This is a genomic window from Pseudomonas paralactis (assembly GCF_001439735.1).
GTDB lineage: Bacteria > Pseudomonadota > Gammaproteobacteria > Pseudomonadales > Pseudomonadaceae > Aquipseudomonas > Aquipseudomonas paralactis.
This window is the reverse complement of record NZ_JYLN01000003.1, coordinates 126245-144117: the sequence shown is the minus strand read 5'-3', so window position 1 is coordinate 144117 and position 17873 is coordinate 126245. Positions and strand designations below refer to the sequence as shown.

Sequence of the window (17873 nt, the reverse complement as noted above, 5' to 3'; positions counted from 1 at the left end):
AGGGGCTGTTGAAAACAGCCCCTTTTGGGTACGTCAGTAAGGCTTACTCCACCGTCACCGACTTCGCCAGGTTACGCGGCTGGTCAACGTCGGTGCCCTTGAGCACGGCGACGTAGTACGACAGCAACTGCAGCGGGATGGTGTAGAGGATCGGCGACAGGGTGTCGTGGATGTGCGGCATGTTGATTACATGCGTGCCTTCACCATTGGTCATGCCGGCCTTCTCATCAGCGAAGACGATCAATTGGCCGCCACGCGCGCGTACTTCCTGCAGGTTGGACTTGAGCTTCTCCAGCAGTTCGTTGTTCGGCGCCACGGTGACCACTGGCATGTCGTCATCCACCAGGGCCAATGGGCCGTGCTTCAGCTCGCCGGCCGGGTAGGCTTCGGCGTGGATGTACGAGATTTCCTTGAGTTTCAGCGAGCCTTCCATCGCCACCGGGTATTGCGCGCCACGACCCAGGAACAGGGTGTGGTTCTTGTCAGCGAACAGCTCAGCAACTTTTTCCACGGTGCTGTCCATGGCCAGGGCTTCGCCCAAACGGGTCGGCAGGCGGCGCAGCTCTTCTACCAGGGTGGCTTCGACACCTTCGGCGAGGGTGCCGCGTACCTGGCCCAGGGACAGGGTCAGCAGCAACAGCCCCACCAGTTGGGTGGTGAAGGCTTTGGTGGACGCCACGCCGATTTCGCGACCGGCCTGGGTCAGCAGGGTCAGGTCGGATTCACGCACCAGGGAGCTGATGCTGACGTTGCAGATGGCCAGGCTGCCGAGGAAACCCAGCTCCTTGGCGTTGCGCAGGGCGGCCAGGGTGTCGGCGGTTTCGCCGGACTGGGAAATGGTCACGAACAGGGTGTCGGGCTGCACCACCACTTTGCGGTAGCGGAACTCGCTGGCGACTTCGACCTGACACGGGATGCCGGCCAGTTCTTCCAACCAGTAACGCGCCACCATACCGGCGTGGTAGCTGGTGCCGCAGGCGACGATCTGCACATTGCGCACTTTGGCGAACAGTTCGGCAGCTTGCGGGCCGAAGGCGTTGACCAGCACTTGGTTCTGGCTCAGGCGACCTTCCAGGGTGCGCTGCACCACCGATGGCTGCTCGTGGATTTCCTTGAGCATGAAGTGGCGGAATTCGCCCTTGTCGGCGGCTTCGGCACCGTCGCGGTATTGCACGGCTTCACGCTCGACGGACTGACCGTTCACGTCCCAGATCTGCACGCTTTCACGACGGATGTCGGCAATATCGCCTTCTTCCAGGTACATAAAGCGGTCGGTCACCTGGCGCAGGGCCAGTTGGTCGGAGGCGAGGAAGTTCTCACCCAGGCCCAGGCCGATTACCAATGGGCTACCGCTGCGGGCTGCCACGACGCGGTCAGGCTGGCTGGCGCTGATCACGGCCAGGCCGTAGGCGCCATGCAGTTCCTTGACCGTGGCCTTGAGAGCGGTGGTCAGATCGCTGTGATCCTTGAGCTTGTGGTTGAGCAGGTGGGCGATCACTTCGGTGTCGGTGTCCGAGGTGAACACATAGCCCAAGCCCTTGAGCTGTTCACGCAGCACTTCGTGGTTTTCGATGATGCCGTTGTGCACCACCGCCAGGTCACCGGAGAAGTGCGGGTGAGCGTTGCGTTCGCACGGCGCACCGTGAGTGGCCCAACGGGTGTGGGCAATCCCTAAGCGCCCCACCAGCGGCTCGCCGGCCAGGGCCTGGTCCAACTCGCTGACCTTGCCCGGGCGGCGCATGCGCTCAAGCTTGCCGGCGTTGGTGAAAACGGCCACACCGGCGCTGTCATAGCCGCGGTATTCCAGGCGCTTGAGGCCTTCGATCAGGATGGCAGTTACGTTACGTTCGGCGACTGCGCCAACAATTCCACACATGGTGCTTCTCCTAGATGATTGCCGCGCATATCAGCGTAATGCCGCGGGCTTGGATCTGGTCGCGGGCCTCAGACGGCAGGCGATCATCGGTAATAAGGGTGTGGACGCTGCTCCAGGGCAGTTCCAGGTTGGGAATCTTGCGGCCGATCTTGTCGGATTCGACCATCACCACCACTTCACGGGCGACCTCGGCCATGACGCGGCTCAAGCCCAGCAGTTCGTTGAAGGTGGTGGTGCCGCGCTGCAAATCGATGCCATCGGCGCCAATGAACAACTGATCGAAATCGTAAGAACGCAGCACCTGCTCGGCAACCTGCCCCTGGAACGAGTCCGAATGCGGGTCCCAGGTACCGCCGGTCATTAACAGCACCGGTTCATGTTCCAGTTCGCTCAGGGCGCGGGCCACATTCAAGGAGTTGGTCATAACCACCAGCCCGGGTTGATGACCGAGTTCCGGAATCATCGCGGCGGTGGTGCTGCCGCTATCGATGATGATGCGCGCGTGTTCACGCAAGCGCACCACGGCCGCACGCGCGATGGCGCGCTTGTAGGCCGAGATGGGCTGGGCGGCATCGCCCACCAGCTCTTGGGGCATGGTAATTGCGCCACCGTAGCGACGCAGGAGCAGGCCGTTACTTTCAAGGGCGGCCAAGTCCTTGCGGATGGTGACTTCCGACGTTTCGAAACGCTTGGCCAATTCGTCCACGCTGACTTCGCCCTGTTCATTGAGCAAGGTGAGGATGTTGTGGCGTCGTTGGGGGGTATTTCGTTTCGACATGGTAATGATAAGTTTCGTTTCGAAAGATAACGAAGGCAATCAAAACCTATTGGCGAAAGATCGTCAAGCGGGGCATGCAATATTTTTAAGTCACCACACATCAATTGTGGGAGCTGGCTGGCCTGCGATAGCGGTTTGTCAGGCGACATCCATGCTGAATGTCAGACCGCTATCGCAGGCAAGCCAGCTCCCACAGGAGCGCGTCAGCCAATCGAATTGTGGATAACTCAGTTCTTTTTGATTTTGACCGGGCGTTTCCACCCATCGATGTTGCGCTGGCGAGCGCGGGCAACGGCCAGTTGGGACTTATCCACATCCTGGTTGATGGTCGAGCCCGCTGCGGTGTTGGAACCGTCACCAATGGTCACGGGGGCAATCAACGAATTGTTGGAACCGATGAATACATCTTCACCGATCGTCGTTTGGTACTTGTTGGCGCCGTCGTAGTTGCAGGTGATGGTGCCGGCACCGATGTTGGTACGTGCACCGATGACGGCATCGCCCAGGTAAGTCAGGTGACCGACTTTTGCACCTTCGCCGAGGTGAGCGTTTTTCAGTTCGACAAAGTTACCCACATGGGCCTGGGCCCCCAGCTCACTACCCGGACGCAAGCGCGCAAACGGCCCGGCATCGCTGCCCTCGCCCATCACGGCACCGTCGATATGGCTGTTGGCCTTGACCACCACGCCTTTGCGCAAGGTGCTGTCCTTGATTACGCAGTTCGGGCCGATGACCACGTTGTCTTCAATGATCACCCGGCCTTCGAGGATCACGTTGATATCGATCAGCACGTCGCGGCCCACCGTCACCTCGCCACGCACATCGAAACGCGCCGGGTCACGCAGGGTCACGCCTTGAGCCATCAGACGCAGGCCTTCGCGCAGTTGGTAGTGACGCTCCAGCTCTGCGAGCTGCTTGCGGTCGTTGGCGCCCTGCACTTCCATCGGGTCGTGGGGCTGCTCGGTGGCGACCAGCAGGCCATCGCTGACGGCCATCTCAATGACGTCGGTGAGGTAGTACTCGCCCTGGGCATTGTTGTTGGACAGACGGCTCATCCAGTCGCCCAGCTTGTCAGCGGGTACGGCAAGAATGCCGGTGTTGCCTTCGGTAATGGCGCGCTGGGCTTGGCTGGCGTCCTTGTGCTCGACGATCGCGGCGACCTTGCCGTCGGCGTTGCGCACAATGCGGCCATAGCCGGTAGGGTCGTCCAGTTCAACGGTGAGCAGGCCCATCTGGCCAGGCACCACATGCTTGAGCAGGCGTTGCAGGGTTTCCACTTCGATCAGCGGTACGTCACCGTAAAGAATCAGCACTGTGTCGGCGCTGATGAACGGTACGGCTTGCGCAGTGGCGTGGCCGGTGCCCAGTTGCTTGTCTTGCAATACGAAATTCAGGTCGTCCGCGGCCAGACGCTCACGGACCACATCGGCACCGTGGCCAATCACCACATGAATACGTTGTGGGTCCAGTTGCCGGGCGCTGTGGATAACATGACCCAGCATGGAATTGCCCGCGACCGGATGCAGCACCTTGGGCAGGGCCGAACGCATACGAGTGCCCTGGCCTGCGGCGAGAATGACGATTTCAAGAGACATGAATGGCTACCAATCCTGGGCGGTCCGGGTTCAGACCAAAGAAGTGTTTTGCAAAAAAAGAAAAAGGGTAGCCGAGGCTACCCTTTTTAATCAATCACGCATGAAGCGTAACGGCATGGCCGCTTACTTCTTGCGGATCTGCTGGAGCGTGCGCAGCTGAGCTGCAGCCTCGGCCAGACGAACTGCAGCAGCGCTGTAGTCGAAGTCTGCACCTTTTTCGTTCAGGGCCTTCTCGGCAGCCTTGACGGCTTCCTGAGCGGAGGCTTCATCCAGGTCGCCAGCACGTTGCACGGTGTCGGCAAGTACCTTGACCATGTTCGGCTGAACCTCGAGGAAACCACCGGAGATGTAAAACACCTCCTTTTCCCCGCCTTGCTTGGTCAGAGTGATCGGACCTGGCTTCAAGCTGGTAATCAACGGAGCGTGACCCATGGCGATACCAAGATCACCCAAGTCGCCGTGCGCTGTTACAAACTCGACCAGACCGGAGAAAATTTCCCCTTCCGCGCTGACGATATCGCAATGGACTGTCATAGCCATCTGATTGCCTCAACCTGATGAGCGCCCGTTGCCGGGCGCCTGGATTACAGTTTCTTGGCTTTCTCGATCGCTTCTTCGATGCCGCCGACCATGTAGAACGCTTGTTCTGGCAGGTGGTCGTAGTCACCGTTGAGGATGCCTTTGAAGCCAGCAATGGTGTCTTTCAGGGAAACGTATTTACCCGAGGCACCGGTGAAGACTTCAGCCACGAAGAACGGCTGCGACAAGAAACGCTGGATCTTACGAGCACGGTTTACCAACTGCTTGTCGGCTTCCGACAGCTCGTCCATACCCAGGATCGCAATGATGTCCTTCAGTTCTTTGTAACGCTGCAGCACGTACTGAACGCCGCGAGCGGTGTCGTAGTGCTCCTGGCCGATCACGTTCGGATCCAGCTGGCGCGAAGTCGAGTCGAGTGGATCGACCGCTGGGTAGATACCCAGGGAAGCGATGTCACGGGACAGAACGACGGTGGCGTCCAAGTGGGCGAAGGTGGTGGCTGGCGACGGGTCGGTCAAGTCATCCGCAGGTACGTATACCGCTTGGATCGAGGTGATCGAACCTTCCTTGGTCGAAGTGATACGTTCTTGCAGAACGCCCATCTCTTCAGCCAGGGTCGGCTGGTAACCTACTGCAGAAGGCATACGGCCCAGCAGTGCGGATACTTCAGTACCGGCCAGGGTGTAACGGTAGATGTTGTCGACGAACAGCAGAACGTCGTTACCTTCGTCACGGAACTTCTCGGCCATGGTCAGGCCAGTCAGTGCTACGCGCAGACGGTTTCCCGGCGGCTCGTTCATCTGACCGTAAACCAGTGCCACTTTGTCCAGAACGTTGGAGTCCTTCATCTCGTGGTAGAAGTCGTTACCCTCACGAGTACGCTCACCAACACCTGCGAACACGGAATAACCGCTGTGCTCGATGGCGATGTTACGGATCAGTTCCATCATGTTTACGGTCTTGCCTACACCGGCACCACCGAACAGACCGACTTTACCGCCTTTGGCGAACGGGCAAACCAGGTCGATAACCTTGATGCCGGTTTCCAGCAGGTCGTTGCCGCCCGCTTGTTCTGCGAACGAAGGTGCTGCGCGGTGAATGCCCCAGCGCTCTTCGGTGGCGATCGGGCCAGCTTCGTCGATCGGGTTGCCCAGTACGTCCATGATCCGGCCCAGGGTCGCTTTACCGACCGGTACGGAGATGGCAGCGCCAGTGTCGACAACGTCCAGACCGCGCTTCAAGCCTTCGGTGGAACCCATCGCAATGGTACGAACTACGCCGTCGCCCAGCTGCTGCTGAACTTCCAGGGTAGTTTCCGCGCCTTGTACTTTCAGCGCGTTGTAGATACTCGGTACGCTGTCGCGTGGAAATTCCACGTCGATAACGGCGCCGATGATTTGAACGATACGTCCGCTACTCATAGCTGGATCCTCTGAATATTTGAACCGTTAAACCGCGGCAGCGCCGCCGACGATTTCCGAGATCTCTTGGGTGATCGCAGCCTGACGCGCCTTGTTGTAGATCAGCTGCAAATCGCTGATCAGATCACCGGCGTTATCGGTAGCGTTTTTCATCGCGATCATCCGCGCCGCTTGTTCAGCTGCGTTGTTCTCGACCACCGCCTGGTACACCTGCGACTCCACGTAGCGCACCATCAAGCCGTCAAGCAGCTCTTTGGCGTCTGGTTCGTAGAGGTAGTCCCAGTGGTGCTTGAGTTCCTGATCCGGAGTCGCCACCAGTGGAATCAATTGCTCCACGGTTGGCTGCTGGGTCATGGTGTTGATGAACTTGTTGGATACCACGCAGAGGCGGTCAATACGACCTTCCAGGTACGCATCCAGCATCACCTTCACACTGCCGATCAAATCATTGATCGACGGCTCTTCACCCAGGTGGCTGATAGCTGCAACGACGTTACCGCCAAAGTTGCGGAAAAAGGCCGCACCCTTGCTACCAACAACACACAGATCGATCTCGACGCCGTTTTCGCGGTTTACCGCCATGTCCTTGACCAGGGCCTTGAACAGGTTGGTATTCAGACCACCACACAAACCACGGTCACTGCTCACTACCACATAACCTGCACGCTTGACGGCGCGCTCGATCATGAACGGGTGGCGGTATTCCGGGTTGGCGTTGGCCAGATGCCCAATTACCTGGCGGATACGCTCCGCATAAGGACGGCTAGCAGCCATGCGCATTTGTGCCTTGCGCATTTTGCTGACCGCCACTTTTTCCATGGCGCTGGTAATTTTTTGCGTGCTTTTGATGCTCGCAATCTTACTGCGAATCTCTTTTGCGCCTGCCATGTAACACCTATCAGGTTAGCAAGCGGGAGCCTTGCGGCTCCCGCTGCGGCTTACCAGGTTTGGGTGGCCTTGAACTTCTCGATACCGGCTTTCATGCCAGCGTCGATATCGTCATTGAAGTCACCCTTCACGTTGATCTTCGCCATCAATTCGGCGTGATCGCGGTTGAAGTAAGCAATCAGCGCTTGTTCAAAGCTGCCGACCTTGGCGATTTCAACGTCGGTCAGGAACCCACGCTCAGCGGCATACAGCGACAACGCCATGTCAGCGATCGACATTGGGGCGTATTGCTTCTGCTTCATCAGCTCGGTAACGCGCTGACCATGCTCAAGTTGCTTACGGGTCGCTTCGTCCAGGTCAGAAGCGAACTGGGCGAATGCCGCCAGTTCACGGTACTGAGCCAGAGCGGTACGGATACCACCGGAGAGCTTCTTGATGATCTTGGTCTGAGCGGCACCACCCACACGGGATACCGAAACACCGGCGTTCACTGCAGGGCGGATGCCTGAGTTGAACATGGCCGATTCCAGGAAGATCTGACCGTCGGTGATGGAAATCACGTTGGTCGGAACGAACGCGGAAACGTCGCCAGCCTGAGTTTCGATGATCGGCAGTGCGGTCAGGGAACCGGTTTTGCCGGTCACTGCGCCGTTGGTGAACTTCTCTACGTATTCTTCCGAAACGCGGGATGCGCGCTCCAGCAGACGGGAGTGGAGATAGAACACGTCGCCTGGGTAGGCTTCACGGCCTGGTGGACGGCGCAGCAGCAGGGAAATCTGGCGGTAAGCCACTGCTTGCTTGGACAGATCGTCATAAACGATCAGCGCATCTTCACCGCGGTCGCGGAAGAATTCACCCATGGTGCAACCGGAGTACGGTGCCAGGAATTGCAGCGCAGGAGATTCCGAAGCACTGGCAGCCACGATGATCGTGTTGGCCAGGGCGCCGTTTTCTTCCAGCTTGCGAACCACGTTGGCGATGGTCGATTGCTTCTGACCGATGGCTACGTAGACGCAGAAAATGCCGCTGTCTTTCTGGTTGATGATCGCGTCGATCGCCAGAGCGGTTTTACCGATCTGACGGTCACCGATGATCAGCTCACGCTGGCCACGGCCGACCGGGATCATGGCATCGACAGCCTTGTAGCCAGTCTGTACAGGCTGGTCTACCGACTTACGCCAGATCACGCCTGGAGCAACTTTCTCGACCGCGTCGGTCTCGGTGTTGCCCAGTGGACCTTTACCGTCAACAGGGTTACCCAGTGCGTCGACTACGCGACCCAGCAGTTCCTTACCAACCGGAACTTCCAGGATGCGGCCTGTGCACTTGGCGCTCATGCCTTCAGCCAGACTGGTGTATGCGCCCAATACAACGGCACCTACGGAGTCTTGCTCCAGGTTGAGGGCCATACCGTAGACGCCGCCCGGAAACTCGATCATCTCGCCGTACATGACGTCGGCCAGACCGTGAATCCGCACGATGCCGTCAGATACGCTGACGACAGTGCCTTCGTTACGGGCTTGGGAGGTCACATCGAGCTTGTCGATGCGGCCCTTGATAATTTCACTTATTTCGGAAGGATTGAGTTGCTGCATTGCTCTGCTGCCCCTTCAAACTCAAGATTTCAATGCTTCGGCAAGTTTCGCGATTTTGCCGCGAATCGAGCCATCGATAACCAGGTCGCCGGCACGGATAACAACACCACCAATCAGGGATGCGTCCTCCGAAGCTTGCAGGCGCACTTCCCGATTGAGTCGTGCACTGAGAACCTTGGCGAGTTTGTCTTGCTGTTCTTGGTTCAATGCGAAAGCACTGGTCACTTCAACGTCTACCGATTTCTCTGCTTCGGCCTTGTACAGGTCGAACAGAGCGGCGATCTCCGGCAATAGCGGGAGACGGTCGTTTTCGGCAATGACGTGGATGAAGTTCTGCACCTTCACATCAAACTTGTCGCCGCACACTTCAATAAAAGTGGCGGCCTTGTCTGCGCTCGTCAGGCGCGGGGCCTTGAGCACGCGCTGCATGGTGTCGTCTTGCGACACTGCTGCTGCCAGGCCGAGCATGGCTGACCAAGAGGCCAGCTGCTGGTGGGCCTGGGCGTGCTCGAAGGCTGCCTTAGCGTAAGGTCGGGCCAACGTGGTCAGTTCTGCCATGATCGCCCTCGCTTAAATTTCAGCAGCCAGTTTGTTAACCAGCTCCGCGTGCGCGTTTTGATCGATTGTGGCACCGAGGATCTTCTCAGCACCGCCAACGGCCAGAGCACCCAGTTGGGCACGCAGCGCGTCTTTGACACCGTTCAGTTCCTGTTCGATCTCGGCATGAGCCGAAGCCTTAACACGGTCAGCTTCGACGCGGGCTTTTTCAACAGCCTCTTCGACGATCTGGTTACCGCGTTTCTTGGCTTGCTCAATGATCTCGGCTGCCTGTGCTTTAGCTTCGCGCAGTTGCTGACCCACTTTCTCGTGGGCCAACTCCAGGTCGCGAGCTGCACGGCTGGCAGCGTCCAAACCATCCGCGATCTTCTTCTGACGTTCGTGCAAAGCCGCGATGACCGGAGGCCACACGAACTTCATGCAAAACACTACAAAAATGAAGAACGCAACGGATTGGCCAATCAGGGTTGCATTAATGTTCACGCCAACACCTCGCTCATTCGTTGTCCATCACCCCAATCACTCGAAAATTCGAGTGATTAGCCAGCGAGTTGACCAACGAAGGGGTTCGCGAAGGTGAAGAACAGTGCGATACCAACGCCGATCATGGTCACGGCGTCGAGCAGGCCGGCGACGATGAACATTTTAACTTGCAGCATTGGGACCATTTCTGGCTGACGCGCTGCGCCTTCCAGGAATTTGCCGCCCAGCAGGCCGAAACCAATGGCAGTACCCAGGGCGCCCAGGCCGATCAACAGTGCAACAGCGATAGCGGTTAGACCAACTACAGTTTCCATCTTTCCTCCCGACTTTTACGTCGTATGGTTTAGGTTTTTTAGATTTTAAAGCGGTAAAACAAATCGTTTCATAGCCCTGTTGGGCCACCTTCCCGTTTGACCGGGAAGGACATCAGACTAGTCGAGACTGGTCTTAATGGTTCTCTTCGTGCGCCATCGACAGGTAGACGATGGTCAGCATCATGAAGATGAAGGCCTGCAGGGTAATGATCAGGATGTGGAACACAGCCCACGCCCACTGCAGTACTACGCCCAGGCCGCTAAGCCAGAGCAGACCGCTGCCGAACATCACAGCGATCAGAATGAACACCAGCTCGCCGGCATACATGTTGCCGAACAGTCGCAGAGCCAGGGAAATCGGCTTGGCGATCAGGGTGACGAATTCCAGCAGGAAGTTCACCGGGATCAGCAGGGCTTGAACGAAGATGTTCTTGCTGCCGAACGGATGCAGGGTCAGTTCGCCGATGAAACCGCCGATGCCCTTGACCTTGATGCTGTAGAAAATGATCAGCGCGAACACCGACAGGGCCATGCCCAGGGTAGCGTTCGGGTCAGTGGTCGATACGGCACGGAATGGGATGTGCGGGTCGCCGGAGATCGCCATGGCCAACTGAGGAATCCAGTCCACCGGGATCAGGTCGACGGCGTTCATCAGGAATACCCAGACGAAGATGGTCAGTGCCAGCGGTGCAATCACCGGGCTACGGCCATGGAAGCTGTCTTTCACGCTGCCATCGACGAATTCGACCAATACTTCAACGAAGTTCTGCAAAGCACCTGGCTGACCGGAAGTCGCCTTTTTTGCCGCCATGCGGAAAATCAGGACGAAGATCAGACCCAATGCGACCGACCAACCCAGAGTATCCAGGTGGAAAGCCCAGAAACCCATTTCTTTGGCTTCTGCTGCGGTGTGGGCAAAGCCCCAGCCGCCATTAGGAAGCTGACCGAAGGTCAGGTTCTGCAAGTGGTGCTGGATATAGCCCGAAGCGGTTGTTTCTGCCATGGTTGCCTCAAACGCCCTAAGGTTTCGAAAGTCTTGTTTTCATTAGCAGGGGAGCGAACCAGCTGACCAGTTGGGTCAACACGAAGACGCCGAATACAGCCAGCGGCGCCAATGGCTTCACACCTGCAAAGGTCAGTGCAAACAGCACTGCCGTCAAAATCAGTTTCCCTGCTTCGCCGGCATAAAAAGACCGCACGATAGCCTGGGCTGCTCGGGCGCCGGAAAACCGAAAGGCCCTGTGAGCAAAATACATATTGGGCAGCAAGGCTATCAGGCCTCCGCAAAGTCCTGAATATCCGGCTACGACTCCATGCCAGTACCAAAGCGCCAAAGCGGCGATCAGCAAAATGACAAATTGAGCCAATAAAACCGGAAAAACAGCCAAGCGATGGAACGGCAACGTGTTTGGCGTGCGGGTTTCCATCACTCTTGCTCCTCAATGGTCGGCTGCCGGAAATCAATAACTTGGCATAATTTGTGCCGACAAAATGCGCGCAGAGTATAGGGGCGGTTCAGCCCCTATTCAACTGTCGGGTAGTGATTTCCGATCACGCGCTACATAAGCAAATGTTTCAGCGGATGTGGGCAAGGACGCCCTGAAGCTCATCGAGTGAGTTATATCCGATGACCAACTGCCCTTTGCCCTTCTTGCCGTGGCGAATTTGCACCGCAGAGCCTAGCCGCTCGGCCAGGCGCTGCTCAAGGCGCGCGATATCCGGATCAGGTTTGGCGGTTTCGACCGGTGCAGGTTTACCGCTGAGCCACTGGCGAACGAGGGCCTCGGTCTGACGAACGGTGAGCCCTCGTGCGACAACGTGTCGCGCCCCTTCAACCTGTTGATTTTCCGGCAAACCCAGCAAAGCTCGGGCGTGGCCCATTTCCAGATCGCCATGGGACAACATGGTCTTGATGACTTCCGGCAAGGCGATCAGACGCAGCAAGTTGGAAACCGTGACACGGGATTTCCCCACCGCCTCGGCCACTTGTTGCTGGGTCAGCTGAAATTCCTGCTGCAAACGCTGCAATGCGATCGCTTCTTCGATCGGGTTGAGGTCTTCGCGCTGAATGTTTTCGATCAAGGCCATGGCGATGGCGGTCTCATCCGGCACATCGCGCACCATTGCCGGTATGGTTTCCTTGCCGGCCTGTTGGCTCGCGCGCCAGCGGCGTTCACCGGCGATGATCTCAAAGCGGCCACTGCCAATTGGGCGTACCACAATCGGTTGCATCACGCCCTGGGCCTTGATCGAGTTGGCCAGTTCTTCCAGCGCCTGGGGATCCATGTCCCGACGCGGCTGGTATTTGCCGCGCTGGATCAGATCCAGCGGCAAGTGCTGCAGCTCGCGCTCGTCGGCCTGCACCGCTTGTTCTTCAAGCGAAGTGACGGTCGGACCACTCAGGAGTGCATCCAGTCCACGTCCGAGACCTCGTTTCTTGACGGCCATGGGGATTCCTTAAGTTGGCTGGGCTGCAGCGGTGCGTGAATTGCGGCGTTGACGACGAACCATCTCGCCAGCCAATGCCAGGTAGGCAATGGCACCGCGCGAGGATTTGTCGTACGCCAGCGCGGGCATGCCATAGCTTGGCGCTTCGGCCAGGCGGATGTTGCGTGGAATCACGGTGTCGTACAGCTGATCGCCAAAGTGTTCCTTGAGCTGCGCCGAGACATCGTTCATCAGGCTCAGGCGCGGGTCATACATGGTCCGCAGCAGGCCTTCGACTTTCAGGTTCGGGTTGAGCAGCTCGGCGATACGCTTGATGTTATCCACAAGGTCGCTCAAGCCCTCAAGGGCAAAGTACTCGCACTGCATGGGGATAATCACCCCATCGGCGGCAACCAGCGCGTTGAGCGTGAGCATCGACAGCGACGGCGGGCAGTCGATCAAAATGTAGTCGTAGTTCTCGCGGATAGGCGCCAAGGCGCTGCGCAGACGGCTTTCTTTCATCTGCATTTCCAGCAATACCACTTCCGCCGCGGTCAGATCGCGGTTGGCCGGCAGCAGTTGGTAACCACCGTGCTCGGAATAGTGCATGGCCTGGGCCAGGTCGCATTCGCCGATCAGCAAATCGTAGACCGAGTTTTCCAGGCCGTGTTTATCCACACCGCTACCCATGGTGGCGTTGCCCTGTGGATCGAGATCGATCAACAACACCCGACGCTTGGTGGCGACCAGGGATGCTGCGAGGTTGATACAGGTGGTGGTTTTACCCACACCACCTTTCTGGTTCGCAATCGCGAATACCTTAGCCATTCTTGCTTGTGTTCCCAATCATGCCGTGCGGCGCAGTATCAGCAGATGGCGTTGGCCTTGGCAACCGGGGACGGCCAAGGCGTGTTCGCTATCGAGGTGGAAGTCTGCCGGCAATGCTAACAGCTCGTCGCTTGGATGGACGCCCTTCATTGCCAGCCAGCGCGTGTCGCGATCGCCAAGGTGGCGGGTCCAGTTGCTGAAGTTCTCCATGCTGCTGAACGCCCGGGAAACAATTCCGTTGAAGGGCTGTTCAGGCGTAAAGGCTTCGACGCGGCTGTGGATAACGTGCAGGTTGTCCAGCTTGAGTTCGAGTTTGACCTGGGTCAGGAAGCGGGTTTTCTTGCCGTTGCTGTCCAGGCAGGTCACTTGCGACTCGGGAAACAGAATCGCCAGCGGAATACCGGGCATCCCGCCGCCGCTGCCGACATCCAGCCAGCGACCGTTTTCGATGAACGGCATCACACTGAGACTATCGAGCAAATGGCGCGAGACCATTTCGTCCGGATCACGCACTGCGGTCAGGTTGTAAGCCTTGTTCCATTTGATCAACAGGGCCAGGTAGCCCAGCAGTAGCTCATGCTGGGCTTCGGTCAGCGCTACGCCCAACTGGCGCGCCCCTGTGGATAACTCTTCGGCGTGTTGCGAGGTGACCAACGAACTCAAGCGCTTTGCTCCAACTGACGGCCCGCGCCGCGTTTTTTCAAATGAATCATCAACAGCGAGATGGCTGCCGGGGTAACGCCAGGGATACGTGAAGCCTGCCCGAGGGTTTCCGGCCGAGTTATCCCCAACTTGCTTTGAATTTCTTTCGATAACCCGGAAATTCCGGTGTAGTCGATATCCACAGGCAGTTTGGTGTCTTCACTGGCGCGCAGCCGAGCGATCTCGTCCTGCTGGCGATCAATGTAGCCTGCGTATTTGGTCTTGATTTCAACCTGTTCGGCAACCTGTGGGTCTTCTGCGCCGTGGCCAGTCACTTCGACCAGACCAGCGTAGTCGATTTCCGGACGGGAAAGCAGGTTGAGCAAGTTGTACTCATGGGTCAACGGCGTGCCGAATTTTTCTGCAATGGCATCGCCCTGCTCGGTGCCTGGACGAACCCAGGTACTTTTCAAGCGTTGCTCTTCAAGCGCGATGCTTTCGCGTTTTTTGCAGAAGGCAGCCCAGCGCGCGTCATCGACCAGGCCCAGTTCGCGACCTTTTTCGGTAAGGCGCAGATCGGCGTTGTCTTCGCGCAGGATCAGACGGTATTCCGCGCGGGAAGTGAACATGCGGTACGGTTCCTGGGTGCCCAGGGTGATCAGGTCGTCGACCAATACGCCGATGTACGCTTCATCACGACGCGGGCACCAGCTGTCTTTGCCTTGTGCACGCAATGCCGCGTTGGTTCCGGCCAGCAAACCCTGGGCTCCGGCTTCTTCGTAACCGGTAGTCCCGTTGATTTGGCCAGCGAAGAACAAGCCACCAATCACCTTGGTTTCCAGGCTGTACTTCAGGTCGCGCGGGTCGAAGTAGTCGTACTCGATCGCGTAGCCCGGACGCACGATGTGCGCATTTTCCATACCGCGAATCGATTGCACGATCTGGATTTGCACGTCGAACGGCAGCGAGGTGGAAATCCCGTTGGGGTACAACTCGTGGGTGGTCAAGCCTTCGGGTTCGATAAAGACCTGGTGGCTTTCCTTGTCGGCAAAGCGGTGGATCTTGTCTTCGATCGACGGGCAATACCGCGGGCCAATGCCTTCGATCACCCCGGAATACATCGGCGAACGATCAAGGTTCGCGGCAATGATTTCGTGGGTACGGGCGTTGGTGTGGGTAATCCAGCAACTGACCTGTTTCGGGTGCTGTTCTTTGGAACCCATGAACGACATGACCGGGATCGGCGTGTCGCCGGCTTGCTCGGTCATCATCGAGAAATCCACAGAACGCCCATCAATGCGTGGCGGGGTCCCGGTTTTCAAGCGGCCGACGCGCAGCGGTAGTTCACGCAGACGTTTTGCCAGGGCAATCGACGGCGGGTCACCGGCACGGCCACCGGAATAATTTTGCATACCGATGTGGATAAGTCCGCCCAGGAACGTGCCCGTGGTCAGTACGACCGAATCTGCATGAAAACGCAGACCCATTTGCGTAACCACACCGCGTACCTGGTCCTGCTCGACGATCAAGTCATCGGCGGCCTGCTGAAATATCCACAGGTTCGGCTGGTTTTCCAGGGTTTCGCGTACCGCTGCCTTGTACAGGATGCGGTCGGCCTGAGCCCGGGTAGCACGTACGGCCGGGCCTTTGCGGCTGTTGAGCACGCGAAATTGAATACCACCCTTGTCGGTGGCCATCGCCATTACCCCGCCAAGGGCATCGATTTCCTTGACCAGGTGGCTTTTGCCAATCCCGCCAATAGCGGGGTTGCAACTCATGGCACCGAGGGTTTCCACGTTGTGCGTAAGCAACAGGGTTTTTACGCCCATGCGCGCTGACGCCAGTGCTGCCTCGGTACCGGCATGACCGCCGCCGATGACGATCACTTCAAAACGGGAAGGGAAATCCACCACGCACCTCGTGCCTGCTTATGTAGGTAATCAGGAATTGTCTGTTGAAAGAGTTTTGGAGCTATGGCGGCAAGTATAGGGACTTCGCCCTTCCTAAAGAACCCTTTGCACAAAATTTAACCAGCTGTGGGTAAATCACAGACAATAGAAATTAAAAGAGAGAAATTTATTAAATCTTTGTTTTTATGTTTATTTCTACTGAGTACCATTTCTGTGGATAGATCTCTACAGCCCACTATATTCAATATGTACAGCGATTCAAAAGTCTGTGGTCATCTGCCAATGAGGCCCTTGGATAAGTGCTTTAAGCCTGTGGATTAAAGCGATGGTTATCCACAGATGGGTTTTTACTCAGGTTTCAGGCCCTGTTATCAACTGGGCACAGGGGCGGTTACTCACAGGGTTTAATCCACAGAAACGCCGGATTTCGAGCACGGCAAAGCCCTGGATTCATTCCAGTGCGGAAAAAAAGAGATCTGTTGTGAGAAAACCTCGGGGCAGTTAATAATATCGATTATCATTAACCCACCTTGTCGCGCCTATGCCTGCCTCTTCACACACTGCCGCGGTTCAGCACATCTATGAGCAACATCATTCCTGGCTGCGTGGGTGGCTCAAAGGAAAACTGCATAACGCCAGTGATGCGGCCGACGTGGCCCACGACACGTTCGTGCGGATACTCGGTGGACGACACGCGGCCCAGATCCTTGAACCCCGGGACTATTTAGCGACAATCGCCAGGGGACTGGTGATTGACCGCTATCGCCGGTTTGCTATTGAACAGGCCTATAAGCAAACCCTGGCAGAGCGGCCTGAGCCGACGAGTTTGAGTGAAGAAGACAAGGCGATCATCATCGAAACCCTGATGGCTGTGGATAAAGCATTGTCTGGTCTGGGCGAACGGGCACGGCGGATCTTCATGCTGTCACAGTTGGAAGGGCTGACTTATCAACAGATCGCCGATCAACTGCAGGTGTCGTTGACCACGGTAAAGAAACACATGATCCGTACGCTTACCGAATGCTCGCTGATCATGGCCAGCCAGTCATGACTGGTCCCGACCGCAAGACATTCGAGGCTGCTGCCACCTGGTATGTGCAGTTCCAGTCGCAATCCCCGACGCCCGCTGAACAGCACGCCTGGCAGCAATGGCTCAATGGCGACCCGTCCCACCAGGTGGCCTGGAACCAGATGGAGCAGTTGCAACGCAGCCTCGGCGCCCTGCCCCAGGACATCACACGCCGGGCGTTATCCACCACCCAACAGCGGCGCCAGGTACTCAAGTGGATGCTCGTACTCGGTGGCAGTGGGTACCTGGGCTGGAGCGTCCAGAACCACACATCTCTTGGCAACGTATGGGCTGATTACCGAACCCATGTGGGTCAAAGGCGACAGATCGAACTGGCGGATGGCACGCAGATCGATCTCAACACCAATACTGCTATCGATGTGGCATTCGACGAGCGCCAGCGTCTTATCCGCCTACGCGACGGAGAAGTACTTATCCACACCGGCAAGCGGGGAGAACATTTACCGTTTTATGTAGACACTCGCCAGGGCCGAGTTCAGGCGTTGGGCACGCGGTTTACCGTGCGCCAACTTCCGAACTCCACGCGTGTGGGCGTCCTGGAGGGCCGGGTTGACCTGGCGCCGGGCGACCAGCCTGAGCACCACCGAATCCTGACCGCAGGCGAGAGCGCAGATTTTGATCGGCGTAATGTGCTTACAACCCAGCGGTATGGCGACGTCCAGGCGGCCTGGCGCAATGGGCAACTGATCGTACTTGATGCTCGGCTGGGGGATGTTCTTGATGAGCTGGCGCGCTATCGCTCGGGAACGCTGCATTGTGATCAAGCCTGCGCCGGCCTGCGTGTTTCCGGTACCTTCCGCCTGGATGCCACCGATGCAGTGCTCGCGAACCTGAAAGCGACCTTACCGATCCAGGTGAAATACTTCACCCGCTATTGGGTGTCGGTCACTCGAACCGGTTGACCGAAAAATAATCCACAGGAGGGTTA

General features: G+C 57.6%; 18 protein-coding genes. 2 read left to right on the top strand and 16 right to left on the bottom strand.

Features of this window, described 5'->3' with window-relative positions; genetic code table 11:
- Positions 1-43 precede the first annotated feature (43 nt).
- From glmS to mnmG, 16 genes are all read right to left on the bottom strand, one after another.
- Positions 44-1876, bottom strand: a complete 1833-nt coding sequence (gene glmS, locus TX23_RS08835) for a glutamine--fructose-6-phosphate transaminase (isomerizing) (protein WP_032894388.1) — start codon at positions 1874-1876, stop codon at positions 44-46.
- A gap of 10 nt (positions 1877-1886) precedes the next feature.
- On the bottom strand, positions 1887-2654 hold the full coding sequence (locus tag TX23_RS08830; RefSeq protein ID WP_057701861.1) for a DeoR/GlpR family DNA-binding transcription regulator: 768 nt from the start codon (positions 2652-2654) through the stop codon (positions 1887-1889).
- A gap of 227 nt (positions 2655-2881) precedes the next feature.
- Complete coding sequence (gene glmU, locus TX23_RS08825) at positions 2882-4249, bottom strand: bifunctional UDP-N-acetylglucosamine diphosphorylase/glucosamine-1-phosphate N-acetyltransferase GlmU (protein WP_057701860.1); 1368 nt, start codon at positions 4247-4249, stop codon at positions 2882-2884.
- Between the two features lie 123 nt (positions 4250-4372).
- Positions 4373-4789 (bottom strand): F0F1 ATP synthase subunit epsilon, encoded by a 417-nt coding sequence (locus tag TX23_RS08820; RefSeq protein WP_005792601.1) that lies wholly within the window; start codon positions 4787-4789, stop codon positions 4373-4375.
- A 44-nt stretch (positions 4790-4833) separates the two neighbouring features.
- Positions 4834-6210, bottom strand: coding sequence for a F0F1 ATP synthase subunit beta (gene atpD / locus TX23_RS08815; RefSeq protein WP_003195827.1), 1377 nt, complete (start codon positions 6208-6210; stop codon positions 4834-4836).
- Between the two features lie 27 nt (positions 6211-6237).
- The gene (gene atpG, locus TX23_RS08810) at positions 6238-7098 is read right to left on the bottom strand and encodes a F0F1 ATP synthase subunit gamma (protein WP_057701859.1); all 861 of its coding nucleotides are present in this window, start codon (positions 7096-7098) and stop codon (positions 6238-6240) included.
- A gap of 50 nt (positions 7099-7148) precedes the next feature.
- On the bottom strand, positions 7149-8693 hold the full coding sequence (atpA, locus tag TX23_RS08805; protein ID WP_003195831.1) for a F0F1 ATP synthase subunit alpha: 1545 nt from the start codon (positions 8691-8693) through the stop codon (positions 7149-7151).
- 21 nt (positions 8694-8714) lie between these two features.
- Positions 8715-9251 carry a F0F1 ATP synthase subunit delta gene (locus tag TX23_RS08800; RefSeq protein ID WP_003195833.1) on the bottom strand — a complete coding sequence of 179 codons (537 nt, stop codon included), beginning with the start codon at positions 9249-9251 and terminating at the stop codon, positions 8715-8717.
- A gap of 12 nt (positions 9252-9263) precedes the next feature.
- Positions 9264-9734 carry a F0F1 ATP synthase subunit B gene (locus TX23_RS08795; protein WP_003195835.1) on the bottom strand — a complete coding sequence of 157 codons (471 nt, stop codon included), beginning with the start codon at positions 9732-9734 and terminating at the stop codon, positions 9264-9266.
- Between the two features lie 56 nt (positions 9735-9790).
- Positions 9791-10048 carry a F0F1 ATP synthase subunit C gene (atpE, locus tag TX23_RS08790; RefSeq protein WP_002555987.1) on the bottom strand — a complete coding sequence of 86 codons (258 nt, stop codon included), beginning with the start codon at positions 10046-10048 and terminating at the stop codon, positions 9791-9793.
- Between the two features lie 133 nt (positions 10049-10181).
- Positions 10182-11051 (bottom strand): F0F1 ATP synthase subunit A, encoded by an 870-nt coding sequence (gene atpB / locus TX23_RS08785; RefSeq protein ID WP_003195886.1) that lies wholly within the window; start codon positions 11049-11051, stop codon positions 10182-10184.
- Positions 11052-11067: 16 nt separating this feature from the next.
- Positions 11068-11475, bottom strand: coding sequence for a F0F1 ATP synthase subunit I (locus TX23_RS08780; protein ID WP_010565865.1), 408 nt, complete (start codon positions 11473-11475; stop codon positions 11068-11070).
- Between the two features lie 148 nt (positions 11476-11623).
- The gene (locus TX23_RS08775) at positions 11624-12496 is read right to left on the bottom strand and encodes a ParB/RepB/Spo0J family partition protein (RefSeq protein ID WP_057701858.1); all 873 of its coding nucleotides are present in this window, start codon (positions 12494-12496) and stop codon (positions 11624-11626) included.
- Positions 12497-12505: 9 nt separating this feature from the next.
- Positions 12506-13303 carry a ParA family protein gene (locus TX23_RS08770; protein WP_005792605.1) on the bottom strand — a complete coding sequence of 266 codons (798 nt, stop codon included), beginning with the start codon at positions 13301-13303 and terminating at the stop codon, positions 12506-12508.
- Between the two features lie 18 nt (positions 13304-13321).
- Entirely contained in the window at positions 13322-13966 is a 645-nt protein-coding gene (gene rsmG, locus TX23_RS08765; RefSeq protein ID WP_057701857.1) for a 16S rRNA (guanine(527)-N(7))-methyltransferase RsmG, read from the bottom strand.
- A complete protein-coding gene (gene mnmG / locus TX23_RS08760) occupies positions 13963-15855 on the bottom strand; it encodes a tRNA uridine-5-carboxymethylaminomethyl(34) synthesis enzyme MnmG (protein WP_057701856.1) in 1893 nt (630 codons plus the stop codon). Before mnmG ends, rsmG begins: the two co-directional genes overlap by 4 nt.
- A gap of 541 nt (positions 15856-16396) precedes the next feature.
- Between mnmG and TX23_RS08755 the strand changes: the two genes are divergently transcribed.
- Both TX23_RS08755 and TX23_RS08750 read left to right on the top strand, forming a co-directional pair.
- Complete coding sequence (locus tag TX23_RS08755) at positions 16397-16906, top strand: sigma-70 family RNA polymerase sigma factor (protein ID WP_057701855.1); 510 nt, start codon at positions 16397-16399, stop codon at positions 16904-16906.
- Positions 16903-17847 carry a FecR domain-containing protein gene (locus TX23_RS08750; RefSeq protein WP_057701854.1) on the top strand — a complete coding sequence of 315 codons (945 nt, stop codon included), beginning with the start codon at positions 16903-16905 and terminating at the stop codon, positions 17845-17847. The genes TX23_RS08755 and TX23_RS08750 overlap by 4 nt, the downstream gene beginning before the upstream one ends.
- Positions 17848-17873: the final 26 nt, after the last annotated feature.

Bases quoted from the DNA above. Each gene is read 5' to 3' on its own strand.
- glmS (WP_032894388.1), bottom strand. From the start codon at position 1,876: ATGTGTGGAATTGTTGGCGCAGTCGCCGAACGTAACGTAACTGCCATC.
- TX23_RS08830 (WP_057701861.1), bottom strand. From the start codon at position 2,654: ATGTCGAAACGAAATACCCCCCAACGACGCCACAACATCCTCACCTTG.
- glmU (WP_057701860.1), bottom strand. From the start codon at position 4,249: ATGTCTCTTGAAATCGTCATTCTCGCCGCAGGCCAGGGCACTCGTATG.
- TX23_RS08820 (WP_005792601.1), bottom strand. From the start codon at position 4,789: ATGGCTATGACAGTCCATTGCGATATCGTCAGCGCGGAAGGGGAAATT.
- atpD (WP_003195827.1), bottom strand. From the start codon at position 6,210: ATGAGTAGCGGACGTATCGTTCAAATCATCGGCGCCGTTATCGACGTG.
- atpG (WP_057701859.1), bottom strand. From the start codon at position 7,098: ATGGCAGGCGCAAAAGAGATTCGCAGTAAGATTGCGAGCATCAAAAGC.
- atpA (WP_003195831.1), bottom strand. From the start codon at position 8,693: ATGCAGCAACTCAATCCTTCCGAAATAAGTGAAATTATCAAGGGCCGC.
- TX23_RS08800 (WP_003195833.1), bottom strand. From the start codon at position 9,251: ATGGCAGAACTGACCACGTTGGCCCGACCTTACGCTAAGGCAGCCTTC.
- atpE (WP_002555987.1), bottom strand. From the start codon at position 10,048: ATGGAAACTGTAGTTGGTCTAACCGCTATCGCTGTTGCACTGTTGATC.
- atpB (WP_003195886.1), bottom strand. From the start codon at position 11,051: ATGGCAGAAACAACCGCTTCGGGCTATATCCAGCACCACTTGCAGAAC.
- TX23_RS08780 (WP_010565865.1), bottom strand. From the start codon at position 11,475: ATGGAAACCCGCACGCCAAACACGTTGCCGTTCCATCGCTTGGCTGTT.
- TX23_RS08775 (WP_057701858.1), bottom strand. From the start codon at position 12,496: ATGGCCGTCAAGAAACGAGGTCTCGGACGTGGACTGGATGCACTCCTG.
- TX23_RS08770 (WP_005792605.1), bottom strand. From the start codon at position 13,303: ATGGCTAAGGTATTCGCGATTGCGAACCAGAAAGGTGGTGTGGGTAAA.
- TX23_RS08755 (WP_057701855.1), top strand. From the start codon at position 16,397: ATGCCTGCCTCTTCACACACTGCCGCGGTTCAGCACATCTATGAGCAA.
- TX23_RS08750 (WP_057701854.1), top strand. From the start codon at position 16,903: ATGACTGGTCCCGACCGCAAGACATTCGAGGCTGCTGCCACCTGGTAT.